A 20,673-nucleotide genomic window follows, 5' to 3' on the forward strand; every position below is an offset into this window, starting at 1 on the left:
GCTGGGCCTGGGTCTCGACCCCTTCGGCTACCACCTTGAGCTGCAGCGGGCTCGCCATGGAGAGGATGCCCTGGACGATGGCGGCGTCGCGGTGGTCGCTGATCACCTCGCGCACGAAGGAACGGTCGATCTTGATCTTGTCGATGGGCAGCTGCTTCAGATAGCTGAGGCTGGAAAAGCCGGTGCCGAAGTCGTCGATGGCGATCTGGATGCCGCGCTTGCGCAGCGCGTGGAGGCTGTCGATGGCGCTCCCGGAACCGTCCATCAGCACCCCCTCGGTGAGCTCGAGCTCCAGCAGCGAGGGGACAGCCGGGAGGCCTCCAGGGCCTGGGAAATACCGTCGAGGAAGTTCGGGCGATGGAACTGCATGGGCGAGACGTTGACCGCCATGACGAAGTCGCCAAGCCCCAGGCCGTTGAGGTAGACGTTGTCCCGGCAGGCGGTGGTGAGCACCCACTGGCTGATCGGGATGATTTGGCCGGTATCCTCGGCCAGGCTGATGAAATCGATGGGCGATATGTAGCCGCGCTCCGGGTGGCACCAGCGAATCAGCGCCTCGAAGCCGAGGATCGAGCCGGTGACGCCATGCACCTGCGGCTGATAGTGCAGCTCGAACTGCTGATCGTCGATGGCGCGCTGCAGGGCATTGCGCAGGGCGACCCGCTCGCTCACCTTGTGATTGAGGTCTCGTGTGTACCACTGGTAGGTGTTACGGCCCTGGCGCTTGGCCTTGTACATCGCCAGGTCGGCCTGCTGGATGAGCCGCGTGGGCTGGCGTATCTCGCCCTCTCCCATGGCGATGCCGATGCTGGCGGTGAGCCGCAGCTCGCCGCTGTCGTCGCGGTAGGGGCGGGCGATGGTATCGAGGAGCCGCTCGACGACGATCAGTACATCGTCCTGATGGGCCAGGTCGGGCAGCAGCACCACGAACTCGTCGCCGCCGAAGCGCGCCACGGTGTCGCCGGGGCGCACCCCTTGCTCCAGGCGCCGCGCCACCTCGACCAGGATGCGGTCACCCAATTCGTGACCCAGCGAGTCGTTGATCGGCTTGAACTCGTCCAGATCGAGGAATAGCACCGCCAGGCTGCGGGCGTGGCGACGAGCGAACTGGCAGCTCTGCTCCAGGCGATCTTCCAGCAGGGTGCGGTTGGGCAGCCCGGTCAGGGCGTCGTGGCTGGCGTGGTAGGCGAGCTTCGATTCGTACTCGCGCTGGGTGGAGATATCGCTCTGCACGCCGATGAAGTGGGTGACCTCGCCCTGCTCGTCGTGTACCGGGGAGATATAGAGATCGTTCCAGAAGGGGGTGCCGTCCTTGCGGTAGTTGAGCACGGTGACGTGCAGCTTGCGATGGGCCAGGAGCGCCTGTCGGATGGACTGGCGGGCGCCGGGATCGGTCTTGTCGCCCTGCAGGATGCGGCAGTTGCGGCCGATCATTTCCTCCTGGGTGTAGCCGGTGATCTGCTCGAAGGCGTTATTGACATAGATGATCGGGTTGTCGGGCTGGCGGGCATCGGCGATCACCACGCCGTTGATGCTGGCCTCCACGCTGCGCTCCAGGATGCGCAGCTGGCTCTCCGCCGCCTTGCGCTCGTTGATGTTCTGAAAATAGACGGCGAGCCCCTCCGCGGAGGGATAGGCGTGCACCTCCACCCAAAGGTCGAGGCGCGGGTTGTGCTCCTCGAAGGCGACGCTGACGCCCTCGGCCATCGCTCGCTGATACTCCGATTCGAAGAGGGTGCCGCGGGCCTCGGGGAAGGCCTCCCAGAGGCTCTTGCCCAGCAGGCGGTCGCGCCGATGGCGCAGCATCTTCTCCGCTTCCTGGTTGAGGTAGGTGAAGCGCCACTGGGTATCGAGGGTGAAGAAACCGTCGGTAATGCTCTCCAGGGTGGTGGTCAGCCGCTCGGCGAGCCGTGAGACCTCATGCTTCAGGCGCTTGTAGTCGGTGATGTCCTGGGTGGAGCCCTGCATGCGAGTGATCTGGCCCCGGTCGTTGCGTACCGCTTCGCCGATTACCCGCACCGTGCGCTGCCGCCCCTTGGCGGTGACGATCCCGAACTCCTCGTCGAACGGTTCCCCTCGGGTGATGCAGCCCTCGACGGCCTCCCGCAGCCGTGGGCGACAATCGGGATCATCGTAGCCGATAGCGCCTTCCAGGCTGGGCTGGAAACCGGGCGCTTCGTCGTGAATGTGGCAGACTTCGTCTGACCAGACGGGCCCGCCTTCGTCCAGGTCGAGATACCAGCCGCCGATCTGGGCGGTGCGCCCTGCGATCTGGAACAGCCGTTGGTCGTGCAGGCGCTGCATCTCGCTGCGCTTGCGCTGGGTGATGTCGCGGGCCACCGCGTAGATGACCTCCTCCTCGCCCAGGTCGGCGTTGATCTCCACCCAGCGAACCTCGCCCTGGGCATCGATGATCCTCGTTTCCAACTGCGTGACCCGCTCTCCCTGGGCCAGCTGCTGGATGGCTGCGGCGATCAGGTCGTGGTCCTCTGCCATGATCAGTTCGCTGTAGCGATGGCCGATCAGCGCCTCGGGGGCGTAGCCGAGCTGCTGCTGGAAGGCCGGATTCACCTGCAGGAAGCGCCCCTCCAGGCTCACCCGGCAGAACAGCTCCAGCGACAGGGTGAAAAACTGGTCGCGCTGCTGAAGGACTTTGCGCAGCGCCCGGTGGTTGTTGTCGAGGTGGCGCCGACGTTCGTTGGAGAGCCGATAGAGTTCCTGGCTGGTCATCAGCAGGAGGGTCAGCAGCAGGCCGCTGAGCAGCAGGCCGCTGGGCAGCAGGGCGCTTTGCACCAGCTGCTGCCGCGGCAGCTGGGCAGAGAGAGTCCATCGCGCCTCGCCCGGCAGCGCCAGGACCGTGCTGCCAATCGGGCGTAGGTCATGGGTGGCGTTGACCGGCCTACTGGAGAACAGCAGGTTGTCGTCCTGGCTCAGCTGGATCACGTACCGGCCCGTATGGGGATCTCTCTGCCCAGCAGGGTGGGGATGTCAAGGCTGGTGAGCAGCCAGTGGTCGGGGTGGTCGGGTAGTGCCAGCGGCAGGGCCAGCAGGATGCGGCTTTCGCCCTCGGGGCCTGGGATGAGTGGGCTCAGGCGTTGCTGGCGGTCGTGCTGGCTGGCGGTGAGCCATCCGTCCAGGATGGGATGGCTCAGGGTGTCGTCGAGCCAGGCGGCATCGATGCCGGGGTGCCGGGACTCCAGGCGCCAGGTGGCCGGGCTGTCATCCAGCAGGGCAATGAAGCCCAGCGACGGGTAGTCGTCCAGGTAGCTTTCCAGCTCGTGCTGCCAGAGGGGCGTCTCCGGCAGCCGGCCCAGGACCTCCCAGCGTCCGACCTGACGATGCATCAGGCGGATGTGCTCCGCCAGGGTGCGCTGAATGGTGGCCTCGCTCTGGGCGATGGCGAACTCACCCCCCTGATCGATGCGCTGCAGGCTCTGGCTGCTGAATAGATACCAGCCGCCCACCGAGAGCAGGGCACCCAGCACACCGGCGGCAATCGACCGGGATGCCGGCAGGGGCGAGGGGGGGCGGTTGGGCTGTGCCAGATGGACCAGCGACAGGCCGGCGAAGAGGATCACCAGGGCGGCAATGCCCGCGGTGTGGTAGTGGGTGAAGAGCGCCTCGGGTAGCCCGGTGAGCCAGCCGGTGAGCAAAAATAGACCGCCGACCAGGGCGAGTCCCCGGCCCAGCCAGCGACAGATGCCAAGCGACCGCGAGCCGCGATGGCCAAGCAGCAGCAGGCCGATGGCCAGCAGGGCGAACATCAGCGCCATGGCGTGGGGCATGCTGGTGTCGGCGGCGAGCCAGGGGCTGGCGGCCGCGGTGGCGAGCTGCCCTGCGGCAGCAACGCTGGCGAGCCGCCTGCAGCCATGCAGCGACAGCAGCAGGGCGAGGCCCAGCAGCGCGGTGGCTAGCCCGCCGTCGGGATGGATCAGCGCGCGGGAGGCGGCCGGGAAGGCCTGGAGCCAGGCGTCCAGCAGCGCGAAGGCGCCGATCGCCAGGCAGGTGATCGCCACCAGGTAGATAAGGGAGCTGTGCGTTAGGGACTTCGCTGGCATGTGGCTATGGTTTCCGCTAGGTCGACTGGGGAGGCGGAGAGTCGTCGGCGGTTGCCTCTGGCGGGTGTACCAGCAGGGAGAACCGGGTGTCTTCCAGCTCCTCCAGGCGGATCAGCTTGTCGATCAGTTGGCGGGTCAGCGCCTTGCCCTGATTCAACAGCAGCAGCCCGTTCAGCGAGTGGAGGTCCTGGGCCAGCGTCATGCCCGGTTCCAGCTTGCGCGGGGGCAGCGACAGCACTTTCTTGCCAGCGAGGCCCAGGTCGGGGGCCTGTTCGATGCATATCGCCACGAAGGGCTTGCACAGGGCGGGGTCATAGATCCGGCCGGAGAACTTGCGCAGCAGCGCCAGGGCATCCTCGCGGGGCACCCGGCGCGGCAGGATCATGCCGCGCTGCAGTTCGATGAAGTCCACCGCCAGGGCCAGCAGGCGGGCGCCGTAGGGGATCGCTTCCCCCTTCAAGTGGTCGGGGTAGCCGCTGCCGTTCCAGCGCTCGCGGTGGTGGCGAATGATCCTGGCGGCACCCTGGAGCGGCTCGAGGCTCATCAGCAGGCTTTCCCCGGTCTCCGGATAGCGCTGGTAGGCCGCCAGCTCCTTGATGAAAAGCCGCTGGGCAGGGGTCTGGATCAGGTGGTCGTTCCAGGTCAGCTTGCCCAGGTTGTAGAGGGCGGCGGCCATCTGGAGCTCCCGCTGCAGCTCCTCCTCCAGGCCGTGGGTCTCGCCAAACGCCTTGATCAGGTCGCCGACCTGAGCGTTGGTCTGCAAATGGCGCGGCAGGCGCTGGTTGAGCAGCGAGGAGAAGACCTGGGTGGCGGTGACATAGCTTTGCTTGAGCTCGCCGTAGGCGGCATCCAGCATGTCGGCCACCTGCTGCAGTTCCTGGGTGCGGGCCTCGACGCGCTGCTCCAGGGTGGCATTGAGCTCTATGAGCTCGCGATTCTGCGCCCGGGTGAGGGCTTCCAGCCGCTGCTGCTCGCGCTCGGCTTGCTGATGCGCCAGGGCCTGGCGAATCGTCAGGCGCAGCTCGTCGTCGCTCCAGGGCTTGGCGATGAAATGGTAGATGTGACCTTCGTTGATGGCGCGCACCGTGGCCGCCAGGTCGGCGCGCCCGGTGAGCAGCATGCGCAGGCAGTCCGGCCGGCGTTGCTGAATCCGGCTCAACAGCTCGGCGCCATCCATGCCCGGCATCAGGGAGTCGGAGATCACCAGGTCGACGGCTTGCGCTTCCAGCAGTGCCAGGGCCTGCTCGCCGCTGGTGGCGGTGAGCAGTCGATGGCCCTCCCGGCGCAATGCGCGCTGCAGTGCCGAGAGCACGTGGGGTTCGTCGTCGACCAGCAGCAGGCTGGCTTCGGCGGCGGGGCGCGTGGCATCTGACATCATGGGGCAACGCCCTCCGGGGTGGAGCCGTTAGCATGGCGAATGGGCAGCCAGACGCGAAAGCGGCTGCCCTGGTCGACCTCGCTTGAGACCTCGATCTGCCCGCCGTGTTTGCGCACGATGCTGAAGGAGAGCGCCAGACCGAGCCCGGTGCCTTCGCCGATCGGCTTGGTGGTGAAGAAGGGCTCGAAGAGCCGTTCGCGATGTTCGGGGCGGATGCCGCGGCCGCTGTCCTCGATCTCGAACCACACCCGCTCGCCCTCCCGGCCGGTGCGCAGGGTGATCTGCCCGCGTCCGTCGATGGCCTGGGCGGCGTTGGTCAGCAGGTTGAGTATCACCTGGTTGATCTGGGAGGGCAGGCACTCGACCGGCGGCAGGTCGCCGTACGCTTTGACCACCTCGGCTTTGTACTTGAGCTCGTTGTTGACCAGGTTGAGGGTGGTATCGAGCCTTCGGTGCAGGTTGGTCTCGACGAAGTCCTCCTCCTCGATATGCGAGAAGTCCTTGAGGGCACCGATGATGCTCTTGACCCGTTCGAGACCCTCCTCGGATTCGCCAAGCAGCGCCTGGACGTCCTCGCGGATATAGCCATACTCCAGGCGCTGCTTGAGGGTGCGCAGGTCGTCCAGGTGGGTGGCGTCGTCGATGGCGTCGATGATGCGCACCAGGTCGCCCACGTAGTCGGTCAGCGTCTTGAGGTTGGAGAAGACGTAGCCGATGGGGTTGTTGATCTCGTGGGCGACCCCGGCGGCCAGCTGGCCGATGGAGGCCAGCTTCTCGGACTGCAGCAGCTGGCTGTTGGCCTGCTCCAGCTGGTGCAGCAGCTCAGTGGTGTCGTGCTCCTGCATCTTGCCTCCTTGGCCATCGCAGGCCTCATCGCGAATGAGCGATCCTGCACGATATACGCCTTATCGGCCAGCCGGCGCCGAGCTTGAGGCAGGGCAGCGCGGCCCGGGCTACAGCTGCGCGAGGATGGCGTCGACGCTGCTCTGGTCGACCACGCCGCGTTCGGTATCGACGCCCAGATAGCGCACCACGCCGTCCTCGGCGATCAGTGCATAGCGCAGGCTGCGTATGCCCATGCCGGCGGCGCGCCGGTCGTTCTCCATGCCCACGGCACGGGTGAAGTCGCCATGGCCGTCGGCCAGCATCAGGATCGCCTCGGCGTTCTGGCTCTTTTGCCAGGCCCGCATCACGAAGGCGTCGTTGACCGCCAGGCAGGCCACCGTGTCGACCCCACGGGCGAAGAGTTCATCGGCCTTGACCACGAAGCCGGGCAGGTGGGTCTCGGAGCAGGCCTGAGTGAAGGCGCCGGGCACCGCGAAGAGCACCACCCGCTTGCTGGCGAACAGAGCGCCGGTGGCGATCTCCTCGAGGCCTTGGGCGCCGTGGGTCTTGAGGGAAACGTCGGGCAGGGTGTCACCCGTGGTGAGAGGCATCGGCAGCTTCCTGGTCGATCGGGCCGGAGTGGCTCTCTGCCAGCCTACTGGACTCTCGCGGTGTGTCCAGTCGATCGAGGGGCCGTCGTTTACTCTCCCTGGTAGGCCTCGAACACCTGCTGACCGGTCAGGTCCTGGGTCTGGTTGGCGAAGGTGTAGAACGCGGGCTTCTCGTCGATGAAGATCTGGGTATCGAAGATCCAGGCTTCGCCGTTGTCCACCAGCCCTACCGGCACGGCGTAGTGGTCACCGGTCTTCAGGCGATAGAAGAGGTGGGTGCCGCAGCGCCGGCAGAAGGCCCGCTCCGCCCAGTCCGAGGAGGGGTAGAGGCTGACGTTGTCTTCACCCTCGATCTCCACCCGGGTCACCGACTCAAGCGCCAGCAGCGGGCCGCCGCCCCAGGTGCGACACATGCGGCAGTGGCAGGCGCCGAGATTCTGCTTGTGGGCCTCCACGGCCAGGGTGACGGCGCCGCAAAGGCAGCTGCCGCGGGCGGTCATGCTGTCGTGTCTCATGGTCGTCTCCTGTGGTTGGGCTGCGCTTATGGCCGCCAGGGGCGGCCGCGTTCAGGGGTTCTGTTCGGGAAGAAAGGCCGGGCGGTGGAAGGCGGCGGCCGCCGCCACCTCGGCCACGCCGCAGATGCCGGGCTCGGGTACCTCGCCTCCCGCCAGTACCCTGAGTACAGCATGGGTCCCGCGGGCCAGCGATTCCAGGTTGTAGCCCCCTTCGAGCACGAAGGCGAGGCGCCCCTCGCAGTGGGTGGCGGCCAGTGCCTGAAGGATGCCGGTCATGGCGGCGAATCCTTCGTAGGAAACGTTCAGCGCCAGGTCGTGCCAGTGAGGATCGAAGCCCGCCGAGACCAGGATCAGGTCTGGCTGAAACCACTCGGTGGCCGGCACCAGGATGTCGTGAAAGGCCTTGAGGTAAGCCTGGTCGCCGGCGCCCGCCGGCAGCGGAACATTCAGGGTGGTGCCTTCGCCGAGGCCCACGCCGACCTCTTCGAGCTTACCCGTTCCCGGATAGAAGGGGGCGGCGCGGTGCAGGTCGAACAGCAGCACGCTGGGGTCGGCCCAGAAGATGTCCTGGGTGCCGTTGCCGTGGTGGGCGTCCCAGTCGACGATCAGCACGCGCTCGCAGCCCAGCGCCGCCTGGGCGTGGGCGGCGGCTACCGCCACGTTGTTGAACAGACAGAAGCCGCGGGCACGAACCGGCTCGGCGTGATGGCCGGGTGGGCGCACCAGCGCGAAGGCGTGGCGGGCGCGTCCCTGGGTCACGGCCTCCACGGCGGCGATGGCGGTACCGGCGGCCACCTCCGCGGCCTCGATGCTGCCCGGCGAGACGGCGGTGGTATCCACATCGAGCCAGGCGCTCTGGCCGCGCAGCCTGAGCAGGTGATCCAGGTAGCCGGTGGTATGCACCCGAGCCAGCTGCTCGCGGGTGGCGGCGCGCCCGGCCTCGAAGCGCAGCCCGTCGATAGGCTCGCGCTCCAGCAGTTGGCGGATGGCGACGAGACGGCCGGGGTGCTCGGGGTATTTCCAGGGTACACCGAGCCCCGACAGCAGCTGGCGAATACGCCGGTCCATGCGGCCGGGAACGAAGGCGGCATCGCTGTCCGGCTGATGGGCCAGCGTGCGCTCATCGAAGAAGGCGATCACGGGGGTCTCATCGACCACGCTTGGCGCTCCCTGGGTTCCTCGGCGGGCCAGGCCGCGCCCGCCGGTTGCATCCTACCTGTCGAAGGATAGACGCCGGAGCGTCAGCTGTCGCGTCGATAGGAGGGAGCCCCGTCGGCCAAGGAAGCGAGATGGTCGTCCTGAATCATCGCCTTGAAGGCGGCGGCGGCCGCAGACAGCGGATCGCGCCGGCGCATCACGATGCCGAGCTCGCGTCGAATGGTGGGTGAGACCAGCGGTCGGTGGTCGATGCCCTCCGCGGCAATCTGGCGAAAGCTCAGCGACGGCAGCACGCTGATGCCCAGCCCAGCGGCCACCATGCGGCCCACAGTGGCGATCTGACTGGCATCGCAGAGGATATCCAGGGGATGGCCCACCGCCTCCATGATGTCATCGATGTCTTGGCGGGAGCTGGAAAGACGGTTGATACCGATGAAGGGGGGTCCCGACAGCTGCGCCCAGGCGATGGTTTCCTGTTCGAGCAGTGGGTGACCCAGCGCGCAGACCGCCACGTAGCGATCCTCCAGCACCGGTTCGAAACCGAGATCCTCCGATTGCTGGGGCGGCACCGACAGCCCCAGATCAGCGCGGCCCTCGCGCACCATCTGATTGACTTGTTCGGCCAGCACATCGTGGAGGCTGAAGTTGATGCGCGGATAGCGGGCGTGGAAGGCCGCAATGATGCGCGGCAGCAGCCCCGCGGCGAGGGTGGGAAGGGCGGCCACCGTGATCTTGCCGCGCTGTTTGGTGAAGCGCTCACCCAGGTCGGAAAAGGCGTCTTCCCAGTCATGGAGCAGCCGTACCGCCACCGGCAGGAATGCCTCGCCCTCCGGCGTCAGGGCGAGCTGACGAGCGGTGCGCGAAAACAGCGGCCCGCCAACCGTCTCTTCCAGCTTGCGAAGGGTAATGGAGATCGCCGGCTGAGACAGATGGATGCGATCACTCGCCTCGGCGAGGCTTCGGGACTGGGCCACGGCGACGAAGGCCTTGAGCTGCTTGATGCTGGGGTTCATTTAGAAAGTAAAACAGAATTTAAAAACTATTCAATATACAAAATTTCTGTCCCCTTCCATCCTGCTATTGGGAAATTCCCCACCGCGATGTGACAACAACAAGCCCGCACCGCGGGCCGAGGAGCCGATCATGAGAACCCTGTTCACCGCCGTGGCGGCCAGTGCCGCCGTCATTGCTGCTTCCACCACGGCCGTGCAGGCCAACGAGCGTCTGCTGATCGGTTCGACCTCCAGTTCGTCTAGCCACTACGGCTACTTCGTGGCGGTCAACCAGATCATCAACAGCCAGCTCGATGGCGTCAGCTCCTCGGTGGCTGAGACCGGCGCTACCGTGGACAACCTGCGTCGCCTCGGCCGCAATCAGATCGACATGGGGCTGGTGACGACCAACACCGGCTACCATGCCTATGCCGGCCAGGAGGATTTCGAGGGTCGCCCCGTGGATAGTCGCCTGCTGTGGGTCTACACCGTGGCGCCCCAGAACGTGGTGATGCGCCAGGATGCCGAGGTGGCCACCCTGGAAGAGCTGGAAGGCGTGCGCTTCAATCCGGGCATCACCGGCTCTGCCACCGAGAAGACCACCGAGGCCGTCATGCGCACCCTGGGGATCTCGCCCAACTACGTGCGCGGCTCGACCACCGACATCGTCGATGCCATGAAGGATGGGCGGGTGATGGGCTCGGCCAAGTCCGGGGTCGGTAACCGCCTCGACGGCTCGAGCCTCGACATCGCTACCTTCACGCCGATCAGCGTGCTCTCGCTGTCCGACGAGCAGGCCGAGACGCTGCGTGAGGAGATGCCTGATGTGGCCATCGTCGATGTGCCGGAAGGCGCCGGCGAGGGTATCCCGCCTATACCACCTGGGCCTTCGGCGTGGCCGTGCATGCCCATCCGGATCTCGACGAGGAGACCGCCTACCAGATCGTCAAGGCGGTGATGGAGAATCCCGAGCCCCAGGCCAACGCCTTTTCCGCCGTGCGTGACGCTGACCTGGCGCAGATGACCCTCGATGTCGGCACCGTGCCCCTGCATGCCGGTGCGGCCCGCTACTTCGAGGAGCAGGGCCACGAGATCCCCGAGGCCCTGCAGCCTGCCCAGTAACGCCTACCCAAAGGTGTCTGCCATGCGCGCGAACCTGACCAAACTGCTGGCCCTGCTGCTGGGCGGGCTGATTCTCTACACGTCGGCCACCGGCCCCTTCGAGAGCCTGGTTCAGCGCAGCATCTTTCTCGCGCTGGTCATCCTGCTGGGGTTGACCGTCTATCCCCTGGGCGCCGGCAAGCGCTGGCGCCCCTTGGGGCTGGCGGCGGACCTGACGATGGCGGCCGGGGTGGTGCTGGCCTGCGGCTATGTGGCCATGAATCATGACCGTATTCTGGTGGAGCTCCCCTGGGCCTCGCCCCGGGACATGCTGTTCACCGGCGTATTGCTGGTGACGATCCTGGAGCTCTCGCGCCGGGCCATCGGGGTGATCTTCCCGCTGCTGGTGGTGGCCGGCCTGGCCTATGCTTGGCTGGGGGCCGTTATTCCCGGGCCGCTTGGCCACCGCGGCTTCGATGTCTACTACATCACCGAGACCCTCTACCTGGGGGATCTGGGCGTATGGGGCATGCTGGTCGGCGTGGCCGCCACCACCATTGCGGCCTTCGTGCTGTTTGGCTGCCTGCTGCTGCACACCGGCGGCGGTCAGACCTTCATGGATCTGGCGCTGCGGATCAGCGGGCGCTCGCCGGGTGGGGCCGCCAAGGTGGCCACCGTGGCCTCGGGCCTGTTCGGCATGGTCAGCGGCAGCGCCGTGGCCAACGTGGCCACCACCGGCAACTTCACCATCCCGATGATGAAGCGGCTCAACTATCCGCGACCCTTCGCTTCGGGCGTGGAGGCGGTGGCTTCCACCGGCGGCCAGATCGCGCCGCCGATTCTCGGGGCCGCGGCCTTCATCATGGCCGAGATCCTCGGCGAGAGTTACCTGCGCATCGCGCTTGCCGCGCTGCTGCCGGCGGCGCTCTTCTATCTTGGGTCTTTCTGACCATCCACCTGGTGGCCAAGCGCCGCAATCTGCAGGTGGTGCCCGACGACGAGCTGCCGAGCTGGCCGGATGTGCTGAGCCCGGAGCGGATCATTCCCATCCTGGCGGCGCTGGGCGGGCTCTTCTACGGCGTGCTCTCCGGGCGCTCGATCCAGATGTCGGCCTTCTACGGCATCCTGATGACGCTGCTCACCTTCGTGCCCTTCGCCCTGCTGGCGAGGATGCCGCTGCGCGAGATCGCCGGCAAGCTGCTCTCCGGGCTGATGGATGCCGGGCGGGGCATGGTGATCATCGGGGTGCTGCTGGCCGGTGCCCAGATACTCGTGGCGATGATCGGCATGACTGGGATCGGTGTGACCCTGGCCAGCCTGATCGTCAACGTCGGCGGCCAGTCGCTGTTCCTGGTGGCCTTCATCGTCGGCGGCGTCTGCCTGATCCTGGGCATGGGCATTCCCACCACCGCGGCCTATGTGCTGGTGGCCTCGGTGCTGGCGCCGGCGCTGACCACCATCGGCGTCGAGCCGCTGATCGCCCATCTCTTCGTGTTCTACTTCGCCACCCTGTCGGTGATCACGCCGCCGGTCTGCGTGGCGGTCTTCGTCGCCGCGGGTATCGCCGGCACCAACTGGCTGCCGGCGGCGGGGGAGGCGGTGCGCTTGGCGGCGGCGATCTACGTGATTCCCTTCCTGCTGCTGATCTATCCCGCCCTGGCCGGCTTCGGCAGCGCCTTCGATATCCTGCTGGCGATCTCCCAGGGCGTGGCGTTCGTTCTGGCCTTTGCGTCGCTGATGTCGCGGGTGGCGATCACCGGTAGCCGGTGGCTGGATGCGGTGAGCCTGATGCTGGTGGTGGGTCTGGCCTTGACCCCGGGCTGGTTGACCACCCTGGGCGCCTTGCTCGTGCTGGCGGGACTCTATGCCAGGCGCCGTCAGCAGGCGAGCGTGGCTTCCACAGGGGAGGCTCGGCCGCCGTCGCAAACCAAGCATGGCCTGGCGCCCAAGGAGAGCCACTCATGACCTTTCTGTTGGGCAGCGGCGCCGGTTTTTCCGGCGACCGCACCGATGCCGCCATTCCCGTGGTGAAAGAGCTGATCTGCCGCGGCCAGCCCGCCGCGCTGGTCTTCGAGACCCTGGGCGAGCGCACCCTGGCCGCTGCGCACCGGGCCATGCGCGAGGACCCCTGTGCCGGGTTCGAGCCGCTGCTGGCTGAGCTGTTGGAGCCGGTGCTCGAAGCTTGTCTGGCCAACGGCATATCCGTACTGGGCAATTTTGGCGCGGCCAACCCGGAAGGCGCCTGTGAGGTGGTGGCCAGGCTAGCCGCGCAGGCGGGATATGCCCAGGTCCGTATCGGCCGGGTTCAGGGCGACGATATCCGCACTCGGATGGCGACTCTTGACCTGCAGCGCTGGGAAGCCGAGCACCGCGAGTTGCCCGGGGAGTCAGCGCTGATATCGGCCAATGTCTATCTTGGGGCGGCACCTATCACCGAGGCGCTATCGCTAGGGGCCGAGGTGGTGGTGACCGGTAGGGTGGCCGACCCGGCGCTTTTCCTTGCCCCGCTGGTGCATCATTTCGGCTGGGCCTGGAACGATTGGGATCGCCTGGCCGCCGGCATGATGGCTGGACACCTCGCCGAATGCGGGGCCCAGGTCAGCGGCGGCTACTTCGCCGACCCCGGCTTCAAGGATGTGCCGGACCTGGCCACGGTGGGGTACCCGATCATCGAGGTGGAGGCGGACGGCAGCCTGGTGGTGACCAAGCCGCCGGGTACCGGGGGCTGCGTGACCGAGCGTACCGTCAAGGAGCAGCTGCTTTACGAAGTCCATGATCCGGCCAACTACCTGACCCCCGATGTGGTGGTGGATCTTTCCGCCGTGCGGGTGGAGCAGATCGGCCCCGATCGGGTGGCGGTGAGAGGTATAGGTGGCAAGCCGGCCCCCCAGAGGCTCAAGACCACGGTCTGCTACGAGGGCGGCTGGCAGGGGGAGGCGGAGATCTCCTACGCCGGCCCCAACGCCCTGGCGCGGGCGCAGCTGGCGGCCGAGGTGCTGCGAGAGCGCCTCACCTTCCGCGCCCCGCCTGAACTGCGCACGCGACTGGATGTGGTGGGTCATGCCAGCGTCTTCGACGGGGATGCGGGGGTCCTGCAGCGGATGGCCATGATGACCGACAGCGGTGACTATCGCCTGAGACTCGCCGCCGAGCATGTCGAACGGCGCTGGGTCGAGCGTGCCACCCAGGAGCTGCTAGCCCTCTACTGCGCCGGCCCGGCGGGCGGTGGCGGGGTGAGACGCCAGTTCCAAAGGCGCGTGTGTACCGCCTCCTGATCTAGTGCGTCGCCAGGACGTCACTCCCTCCGCGAGTCTCTATTCCGCGAGCCCTTATGCAGAAAGGAGCCAAGGCGATGTCGCGAGTTGACCTGACCCCGCTCGAGCCGCAAGTCGAGACCCTTAGCGTGCCACTGCACCGCCTGGCCCATGCGCGGGCCGGCGACAAGGGTGACCGGCTCAATCTGGCCGTATTCGCCTATGACCCTCGCCACTACGAGACGCTGCTGGCCCAAATCACCGAAGAGCGGGTACTGGCCCTGTTCGACCATCGCGGCGCAACCCAGGTTCGCCGCTATCCGATGCCGACCCTGTCAGGAATGAACCTGGTGATCGATGACGTGCTGCAGGGCGGGGTCAATGGCGCCCTCAATCTGGATGGCCACGGCAAGACGCTCTCCTATTTACTGCTGAGCATGAGCGTGACGCTCGCAGAAGACGACCTTTAAGGTCGGCTCAACGCGCCAACGGGCCACCCAAAGGTGGCCCGTTGGCGCAGGAGCAGGGCGAGGTTTACGCCTTGGCCATGCGTTTCTCCTTGGCTTTCTCCTTCTGGTCTTTCTCCTTCTCGCCGACGGCGCCGGCGCCGCGCCGCTGGGCCAGGCTCTCCACCTTGCGCTGCTTCTCGTAGAGAAAGCGCAGCACCTCCTGGCGGTAGTGGTTGTAGCGCGGGTCGTCGGCCAGGGCGATGCGGTCGCGGGGGCGGGGCAGGTCGATGTCGAGTATCTCGCCGATGCATGCCGAGGGGCCGTTGGTCAGCATCACGATGCGGTCCGAAAGCAGCACCGCCTCGTCCACGTCATGGGTGATCATGATCACGGTATTGCCCAGCTCGTCCTGGATGCGCATCACCTCCTCCTGCAGGTGGGCGCGGGTCAGGGCGTCGAGGGCGCCGAAGGGCTCGTCGAGCAGCAGCACCTTGGGCTCCATGGCCAGTGCGCGGGCGATGCCCACGCGCTGCTTCATGCCGCCGGATATCTCCGCCGGGCGCTTGTCCAGCGCATGGCCCATGCCCACCATTTCCAGGTTCTTGACGATCCACGCGTGGCGTTCGGCCTTGCTCTTGGTGCGACAGGTCTTGTTCACCGCCAGGGCCACGTTCTCGTACACGGTGAGCCAGGGCAGCAGCGAGTGGTTCTGGAACACCACGCTGCGGTCGGGGCCCGGCGAGTTGACCTCCTTGCCGTCGAGGATCACCGCGCCGGAAGTGGATTCGGTGAGCCCGGCGACGATGTTGAGCAGGGTCGACTTGCCGCAGCCGGAATGGCCGATGATGGAGATGTACTCGCCGCGGTCCACGGCCAGGTCGATGCCCTTGAGCACCTGACTCTGCGTGCCCTTGGCGAAGAAGGTCATGTCGACGTTTTCGATACTCAGGTAGCGGTTGCTCATGTTGTTCTCCTCAGCCTTGGGCGGTGCCGCGGGTCACCCGGTTGCCGATGAAGGCGACCAGGCGGTCGAGGATGAAGCCGACGATGCCGACATAGATCAGGGCGAGCACGATGTCGCTGATCATCGAGGCGTTCCAGGCGTCCCAGATGAAGAAGCCGATGCCCACGCCGCCGATCAGCATCTCGGCGGCGACGATGGCCAGCCACGACAGGCCGACGCCGATGCGCAGCCCCGAGAAGATGTAGGGAGCGGCGGCGGGCAGCATGATGCGGGTGAAGTACTCCAGGCCGTTGAGGCGCAGCACCCGGGCCACGTTGCGGTAGTCCTCGGGGATGTTACGGATGCCCACCGAGGTGTTGATGATGATCGGCCAGATGGCGGTGATGAAGATCACGAAGATTGCCGAGGGCGCGCTGTCCTGGAACCCGGCCAGCGAGATCGGCAGCCAGGCCAGGGGCGGCACGGTGCGCAGCACCTGAAACACTGGGTCGAGGCCGCGCATGGCCCAGGTCGATTGGCCTACCAGCACGCCCAGCGCGATGCCTGCCACCACGGCCAGGGCATAGCCATAGGCCACCCGCTCGAGGCTGGCGAGTATCTGCCAGGCCATGCCCACGTCGTTTCCGCCGTGGTCGTAGAAGGGGTTGGCGATCAGCTCCCAGGTATCGCGCAGTACCTGGGAGGGGGCGGCAGCACGGCGCCGGGGGAGGAGCAGAGCAGCTCCCACAGGGCGCCGAGCAGGGCGATGATCACCACCGGTGGCAGCACCCGCTGCACCAGCGCTTGCTGAAGGGCGACGAAGTCGGGGGACCAGGCGAGGGCGGCCGGCTTGGCCAGGGTATTGCTGCGTTGCACGCTATTCATGAGGATGTCTCCTTCTCGTGCGAGGTCAGGCGAGGCGCTTGATGGCCAGGCTGTCGAGATAGGCTTGGGGATTCTCGGGATCGAAGGTCTTGCCGTCGAAGAAGGTCTCCACGCCGCGGGAGGTGGAGTCGGGAATGTCGGCAGCGTCGACCCCGAGCGACGCGGCCGCCTCGCGCCACAGGTCCTCGCGGTTGACCTGCTCGATCAGCGCCCGGCTGTCGAAGTCCTGGGGCAGGTAGCCCCAGCGCTGGTTCTCGGTGAGGAACCACAGGTCATGGCTCTTGTAGGGGTAGGAGGCGTGGTGCTGCCAGTAGCGCATGCGCTGCGGGTGGTCTTCGATCACCAGGCCGGTGCCGTAATCGAAGTTGCCCTGGATACGGTCGATCAGATCGGCATACGGGGCGTGGATCCAGCGCCGGCGCGAACAGATCTGGGCCATCTCCTCGTGGTTGGCCGGGTCCTCGCACCACATCTGCGCTTCCATGATCGCCATCAGCAGCGCCCGGGTGGCGTTGGGATGGGCCTCGACGTAGTCGCTGCGCATGGCAAACGCCTTCTCCGGGTGGTCGTTCCACAGCTCGCCGGTGGTATTGGCGGTGTAGCCGATGCCCTGGTTGATCAGCTGCTGGTTCCACGGCTCGCAGACGCAGAAGGTTTCCATGCTGCCAACGCGCATGTTGGCCACCATCTGCGCCGGCGGCACCACGATGGTCGAAATGTCGCGATTGGGATCGAGGCCGCCAGCGGCCATCCAGTAGCGAATCCACAAGTCGTGGGTGCCGCCGGGGAAGGTCATGGCAGCGTTGACCGCGTCACCGCCGGCGCGCTTGGCGGCGATGGCCTGGGCGAACTCGGCGGTGTCGAGCCGCACCTCGAGATCGGCATGCTCGCGGCCCACCGAAATGCACTGACCGTTGAGATTGAGCCGCGCCAGGATGCTCATGGGTACCGGCACGTTGTTGGGGGTCATGGCACCGCTGGCAATCAGGTAGGGCATTGGCGTGAGGATATGGGCGCCATCGATGCCGTTGCGCTGGGAGCCCAGCACTAGGTTGTCGCGGGTGGTGCCCCAGGAGGACTGCTTGAGGACCTCCACGTCGGTCATGCCGTGAGCAGCGAAGAAGCCCTTCTCCACCGCCACGAACAGCGGAGCGGCGTCGGTCAGGGCGATGAAGCCGAGCTTGGCCGAGGTGGTTTCCGGCCGTCCGCTGGCCATGGCCCAGCTCAGCGGCAGGCTGCTGAGCAGGGCGGTACCGCCCACGACGCTGGCGGTCTGCTTGAGAAAACGGCGGCGGTCGAGTGCAGGGCCGCCTTTGTTGGTCTTGTTCATGGGTATGGCTCCCAATTAGAAGTGTCTGGCCAAATAAAGACGGCGCCTGCCCCGATTCGCGTGACGATGTCACGGGAACCTGGGCAGACGCCGTTGCCTGGTCCTGATGCTGCATGGAAGCGCTGAACCGTCGTTGACTCAGCGGACGAATCTACCTTGCAGCTTGGGTGCCATATGGCGGCTTTCTCTAAAATATATTAAATAAAACAGGTGTCTGCATTTGTTCGTGTGATGTCAATCAACTATTGCTTGGCCAGGTAGGGGGGCGCAACGGTGCAGGCCGGTTGTGCGGCGCACCAAAACGCAGCTAGCCGGTATCGCCGGTTTCCTTGGCTGAGGATTTCAGGATATCGGCCAGTCCTAGCACGGACTGCGCAATCTCGCTCATGCTCTTGCTCTGGTCCATGGCCAACTTGCGCAGGAAGGTATAGGCCTGCTCCTCGGTCATTTGCTGATGCGCCATGATCAGGCCCTTGGCGCGTTCGACCAGCTTGCGCTCACGCAACGCGCGCCGGGTATTTTCCAACTCGTCGCTGAGTGCCTGCAGGCGCCCCGACTGGGCGCGCATCAGCCCCACCAGCGATCGGTTCAGCGATGACCCCACGATGCGCGCGGTCACTTCCCCCAGCTCTTGGCTGGCACAGCTGTCAAAAAGCTCCACGAGCTGCTGGCAGACGCCCGGGGCCTCGTCGTTCAGCTCAGCCTGCAAGTCGCCCTGGTGCGCCAGGTTGCGGCGTGCTTCGACGGTCTTGGCCAGGCACAGGGTCGAGAGCTCTTCGATCAGATAGGCTTCCACGCGCTGGATGGCGTCGATGCGTCGGGTGGTCAGCTCGTACCAGGTTTCCCCCAGGGGGCTGGTGCCTTGCGCCAACAAAATATCGTTACAGGCCATTTCACGCAGCTGCTGGATACCGGACAGGGTCCGCGCCGGCATCTCCTGCTGCCACTGCCGACGTCCTTGCTCGCTGGTGAATTCCAGGCAGATATCGAAGCAGCGCTGCTGGTCTTCGATGAGTTGTACCAGCAGCTGGCGGTGGCTCTCGTCGAAGCGGCTGGTGGTGAAGCCGGCGGCGCCACAGGCGCGCTCCTGGCCGGCCAGTTCCTTGCCCTGCATGAGATGAAAGATGGCGACCAGGGCCAGTGTGACCTCGGGATCGATGGCTGTATCGGCAACCTCGAACACCACGGAAAGCAGTGCGCTGATCAGCTGGTTATAGGCCAGGGTGGCGGCGTCGGGGCCGGTGTCGAGGGCTTCGATCTCGCTACGCAGCGCCGTCAGGCTATCGAGGGCGTGCCAGACGCAGGCGACGCGCCTTAGCAGCCGGGCGGTGGTGGCAGGGCGCCCGGCGGTAGTGCCAAGTGCGTCAAGGCGCAGGCGTAGCGCACTTTCGTTCTCCAGGCTCTCTTCGATGCGCTCGCGACGTCGTTCTGCAAAGCGTTGTCCCCGAGAGGCCAGGTAGACGTTCGAGGCGCCACGCTCCTTTTGCAGGGCATGAACGAAGCGGCTGACGTCGCCGACGATGTCGCAGGCGGCGGTGAGATGTTCGAGATCCGCGATTTCGCAGCGCTTGGCTGCCACTAGCAGGCGTTCGGCAGGTGTCATGGTTCACCTCATGCAGACACGATGACCGCCGCCTCCGGGGCGGCGGTCTGTTGGGCATGTGCCGCGGCAGCCAGCCGCCGCGGTGCTTGCACTCAGCGCAGCGACAGGGCGCCGGCACCGGTCTCCTCGCCCACGGCGTCCCGGTAGGCCTTGGCTTCCTCGGCCTCGGTCTCGTCCGAGAAGCGCACCAGCAGCGCGCAGGAGGCCAGCACCAGCACGATCAGCCCCAGGTAGAAGAGCCCCTGCTGGTAGGTGATGGCCTCGGAGCGGAACAGGAAGGCCGCGGCCACCGCCCCCACGTTGCCGCCGGCCCCGACGATACCCGCCACGGCGCCTAGGGCCTTCTTGTTGATGAAGGGCACCACGCCGTAGGTGGCCCCCTCGGCCATCTGCACGAACAGGCTGAAGACCAGCATGATGCCGATGGCATAGGAGAGCACGTGCATCTGCGAGAAGGCCACCAGGGCGATGCCCTCGCAGATCAGGGCGATGAAGAGCCAGCGCACTCGCCCCTTCAGGCCGCCGTTCCTGGCGAACAGATCGGAGAAGATGCCGCCCAGGGTGCGGGCGAAGACGTTCATCAGCCCGAACAGGCCGGCGATCATCCCGGCGGTGGCCAGCGTCAGATCGAAGTGGTCGAAGAAGTAGATGGCGGCGATGTTGTTGATGGTGAGCTCGACGCCGAAGCAGATGGCGTAGACCACGAACAGCGCCCAGACGCGGATATCCTTGGCGGCGGCCATGAAGCTCTGGCCCGCGCCGTTCTCGCCGCTGGCGGGCGGCAGCTCGCCCGGGCCCGCAGCTCGTCGAAGTTGCCGTTGGGGGCGTCCTGGGTGAACAGCCAGTAGCCGATGCCGGTAATGAACATCACCACCCCGGGCACCACCATGGCCAGCCGCCAGCCCAGGGTCTCGCTGACCCCGAGCATCAGGATCCCGGAGAAAATCAGCGGCATCAGGATCTGGGTGGTGCCGCCGCCCAGGTTGCCCCAGCCGGCGCTGGTGGCGTTGGCAGTACCCACCACGTTGGGGGCGAACATCATGGTGGTGTGGTACTGGGTGATCACGAAGGCGGCGCCAATGGCACCGATGGCCAGGCGGGCCAGCAGGAAGGTCTCGAAGCTGTTGGCGAAACCGATGCCCATTACCGGGATCGAGCCGAGCAGCAGCAGGCCGGTATAGGTCTTGCGCGGCCCGATGCGGTCGCAGAGCACGCCGATGGCCAGGCGCACGATCACGGTGATCAGCACCGAGGCGATGATGGTGTTGCCGATCTGGGTCTGGGTCAGGCTGAGGTCTTCGCGGACCACCGCCATCAGCGGGGCGATGCCGAACCAGCCGAAGAAACAGATATGAAAAGCGAACCAGGAGAAGTGGAACGCACGCATCTGGGGAGTGGTGACGTCCAGCAGGCGGATCCTGTTGGCCTTGTTGAGAATGTCCATGGCGCTACCTCGCGGAGCAGTTCAGTCGCGTTAACAAACGAGCCCTTCGACGTTGAAGGTCAGGTTCGACGCACTCGTGCTCCACGGAGCCTGGTCCACGTCCACCAAATCTTGACCTGTGTTAAGC

16 protein-coding genes and 3 pseudogenes are annotated in these 20,673 nt (G+C 66.2%); 5 read left to right on the forward strand and 14 right to left on the reverse strand.

Annotated elements, in window-relative coordinates:
- Position 1 precedes the first annotated feature (1 nt).
- The 8 genes and pseudogenes from ACSJDS_RS07025 to ACSJDS_RS07060 form a co-directional block, all read right to left on the reverse strand.
- Positions 2-2,730: pseudogene (locus ACSJDS_RS07025) on the reverse strand (sensor domain-containing protein); the annotation flags it as partial.
- Between the two features lie 209 nt (positions 2,731-2,939).
- The gene (locus ACSJDS_RS07030) at positions 2,940-4,058 is read right to left on the reverse strand and encodes a hypothetical protein (RefSeq protein ID WP_473032639.1); all 1,119 of its coding nucleotides are present in this window, start codon (positions 4,056-4,058) and stop codon (positions 2,940-2,942) included.
- Between the two features lie 16 nt (positions 4,059-4,074).
- Positions 4,075-5,436, reverse strand: a complete 1,362-nt coding sequence (gene nosR, locus ACSJDS_RS07035; RefSeq protein WP_473032640.1) for a response regulator c-di-GMP phosphodiesterase, NosR family — start codon at positions 5,434-5,436, stop codon at positions 4,075-4,077.
- A complete protein-coding gene (locus tag ACSJDS_RS07040) occupies positions 5,433-6,281 on the reverse strand; it encodes an ATP-binding protein (RefSeq protein WP_473032641.1) in 849 nt (282 codons plus the stop codon). The genes nosR and ACSJDS_RS07040 overlap by 4 nt, the downstream gene beginning before the upstream one ends.
- A gap of 108 nt (positions 6,282-6,389) precedes the next feature.
- Positions 6,390-6,872, reverse strand: a complete 483-nt coding sequence (locus ACSJDS_RS07045) for a redoxin family protein (RefSeq protein WP_473032642.1) — start codon at positions 6,870-6,872, stop codon at positions 6,390-6,392.
- A gap of 89 nt (positions 6,873-6,961) precedes the next feature.
- Positions 6,962-7,387 carry a GFA family protein gene (locus tag ACSJDS_RS07050; protein ID WP_473032643.1) on the reverse strand — a complete coding sequence of 142 codons (426 nt, stop codon included), beginning with the start codon at positions 7,385-7,387 and terminating at the stop codon, positions 6,962-6,964.
- 51 nt (positions 7,388-7,438) lie between these two features.
- Entirely contained in the window at positions 7,439-8,545 is a 1,107-nt protein-coding gene (locus tag ACSJDS_RS07055) for a histone deacetylase family protein (protein ID WP_473032644.1), read from the reverse strand.
- Between the two features lie 83 nt (positions 8,546-8,628).
- Positions 8,629-9,558 (reverse strand): LysR substrate-binding domain-containing protein, encoded by a 930-nt coding sequence (locus tag ACSJDS_RS07060; protein WP_473032645.1) that lies wholly within the window; start codon positions 9,556-9,558, stop codon positions 8,629-8,631.
- Between the two features lie 130 nt (positions 9,559-9,688).
- On the opposite strand from ACSJDS_RS07060, the gene ACSJDS_RS07065 reads away from it, so the two are divergent.
- The 5 genes and pseudogenes from ACSJDS_RS07065 to ACSJDS_RS07085 all read left to right on the forward strand — a co-directional run bounded on the left by ACSJDS_RS07065 (position 9,689) and on the right by ACSJDS_RS07085 (position 14,362).
- Positions 9,689-10,495 carry a TAXI family TRAP transporter solute-binding subunit gene (locus tag ACSJDS_RS07065; RefSeq protein ID WP_473032646.1) on the forward strand — a complete coding sequence of 269 codons (807 nt, stop codon included), beginning with the start codon at positions 9,689-9,691 and terminating at the stop codon, positions 10,493-10,495.
- A complete protein-coding gene (locus ACSJDS_RS07070; RefSeq protein WP_473032647.1) occupies positions 10,438-10,659 on the forward strand; it encodes a TAXI family TRAP transporter solute-binding subunit in 222 nt (73 codons plus the stop codon). The genes ACSJDS_RS07065 and ACSJDS_RS07070 overlap by 58 nt, the downstream gene beginning before the upstream one ends.
- Before the next feature lie 307 nt (positions 10,660-10,966).
- Positions 10,967-12,603, forward strand: a pseudogene (locus ACSJDS_RS07075) (TRAP transporter permease).
- Positions 12,600-13,913 (forward strand): acyclic terpene utilization AtuA family protein, encoded by a 1,314-nt coding sequence (locus tag ACSJDS_RS07080; RefSeq protein WP_473032648.1) that lies wholly within the window; start codon positions 12,600-12,602, stop codon positions 13,911-13,913. The pseudogene ACSJDS_RS07075 and the gene ACSJDS_RS07080 overlap by 4 nt, the downstream one beginning before the upstream one ends.
- Before the next feature lie 77 nt (positions 13,914-13,990).
- Entirely contained in the window at positions 13,991-14,362 is a 372-nt protein-coding gene (locus tag ACSJDS_RS07085; protein WP_473032649.1) for an AtuA-related protein, read from the forward strand.
- A gap of 64 nt (positions 14,363-14,426) precedes the next feature.
- Here the strand turns inward: ACSJDS_RS07085 and ACSJDS_RS07090 are convergent, their stop codons facing one another.
- From ACSJDS_RS07090 to ACSJDS_RS07115, 6 genes and pseudogenes are all read right to left on the reverse strand, one after another.
- On the reverse strand, positions 14,427-15,305 hold the full coding sequence (locus ACSJDS_RS07090; RefSeq protein WP_473032650.1) for an ABC transporter ATP-binding protein: 879 nt from the start codon (positions 15,303-15,305) through the stop codon (positions 14,427-14,429).
- 10 nt (positions 15,306-15,315) lie between these two features.
- A complete protein-coding gene (gene ntrB, locus ACSJDS_RS07095) occupies positions 15,316-15,915 on the reverse strand; it encodes a nitrate ABC transporter permease (RefSeq protein WP_473032651.1) in 600 nt (199 codons plus the stop codon).
- A 41-nt stretch (positions 15,916-15,956) separates the two neighbouring features.
- Positions 15,957-16,169, reverse strand: a complete 213-nt coding sequence (locus tag ACSJDS_RS07100; RefSeq protein WP_473032652.1) for a hypothetical protein — start codon at positions 16,167-16,169, stop codon at positions 15,957-15,959.
- A gap of 25 nt (positions 16,170-16,194) precedes the next feature.
- Complete coding sequence (locus ACSJDS_RS07105) at positions 16,195-17,499, reverse strand: CmpA/NrtA family ABC transporter substrate-binding protein (protein ID WP_473032653.1); 1,305 nt, start codon at positions 17,497-17,499, stop codon at positions 16,195-16,197.
- Between the two features lie 307 nt (positions 17,500-17,806).
- On the reverse strand, positions 17,807-19,102 hold the full coding sequence (locus tag ACSJDS_RS07110) for a nitrate- and nitrite sensing domain-containing protein (RefSeq protein ID WP_473032654.1): 1,296 nt from the start codon (positions 19,100-19,102) through the stop codon (positions 17,807-17,809).
- Between the two features lie 92 nt (positions 19,103-19,194).
- Positions 19,195-20,546, reverse strand: a pseudogene (locus ACSJDS_RS07115) (NarK family nitrate/nitrite MFS transporter).
- Positions 20,547-20,673 lie beyond the last annotated feature (127 nt).

This window comes from Halomonas sp. SL18_1, from assembly GCF_055755715.1.

What these genes read in the sequence shown, in the direction of transcription:
- ACSJDS_RS07110 (WP_473032654.1), bottom strand. Translation starts at nt 19,102, where the DNA reads ATGACACCTGCCGAACGCCTGCTAGTGGCAGCCAAGCGCTGCGAAATC.
- ACSJDS_RS07080 (WP_473032648.1), top strand. Translation starts at nt 12,600, where the DNA reads ATGACCTTTCTGTTGGGCAGCGGCGCCGGTTTTTCCGGCGACCGCACC.
- ACSJDS_RS07065 (WP_473032646.1), top strand. Translation starts at nt 9,689, where the DNA reads ATGAGAACCCTGTTCACCGCCGTGGCGGCCAGTGCCGCCGTCATTGCT.
- ACSJDS_RS07030 (WP_473032639.1), bottom strand. Translation starts at nt 4,058, where the DNA reads ATGCCAGCGAAGTCCCTAACGCACAGCTCCCTTATCTACCTGGTGGCG.
- ACSJDS_RS07090 (WP_473032650.1), bottom strand. Translation starts at nt 15,305, where the DNA reads ATGAGCAACCGCTACCTGAGTATCGAAAACGTCGACATGACCTTCTTC.
- ACSJDS_RS07100 (WP_473032652.1), bottom strand. Translation starts at nt 16,169, where the DNA reads ATGAATAGCGTGCAACGCAGCAATACCCTGGCCAAGCCGGCCGCCCTC.
- ACSJDS_RS07105 (WP_473032653.1), bottom strand. Translation starts at nt 17,499, where the DNA reads ATGAACAAGACCAACAAAGGCGGCCCTGCACTCGACCGCCGCCGTTTT.
- ACSJDS_RS07040 (WP_473032641.1), bottom strand. Translation starts at nt 6,281, where the DNA reads ATGCAGGAGCACGACACCACTGAGCTGCTGCACCAGCTGGAGCAGGCC.
- ACSJDS_RS07045 (WP_473032642.1), bottom strand. Translation starts at nt 6,872, where the DNA reads ATGCCTCTCACCACGGGTGACACCCTGCCCGACGTTTCCCTCAAGACC.
- ACSJDS_RS07060 (WP_473032645.1), bottom strand. Translation starts at nt 9,558, where the DNA reads ATGAACCCCAGCATCAAGCAGCTCAAGGCCTTCGTCGCCGTGGCCCAG.
- ntrB (WP_473032651.1), bottom strand. Translation starts at nt 15,915, where the DNA reads ATGGCCTGGCAGATACTCGCCAGCCTCGAGCGGGTGGCCTATGGCTAT.
- ACSJDS_RS07050 (WP_473032643.1), bottom strand. Translation starts at nt 7,387, where the DNA reads ATGAGACACGACAGCATGACCGCCCGCGGCAGCTGCCTTTGCGGCGCC.
- nosR (WP_473032640.1), bottom strand. Translation starts at nt 5,436, where the DNA reads ATGATGTCAGATGCCACGCGCCCCGCCGCCGAAGCCAGCCTGCTGCTG.
- ACSJDS_RS07085 (WP_473032649.1), top strand. Translation starts at nt 13,991, where the DNA reads ATGTCGCGAGTTGACCTGACCCCGCTCGAGCCGCAAGTCGAGACCCTT.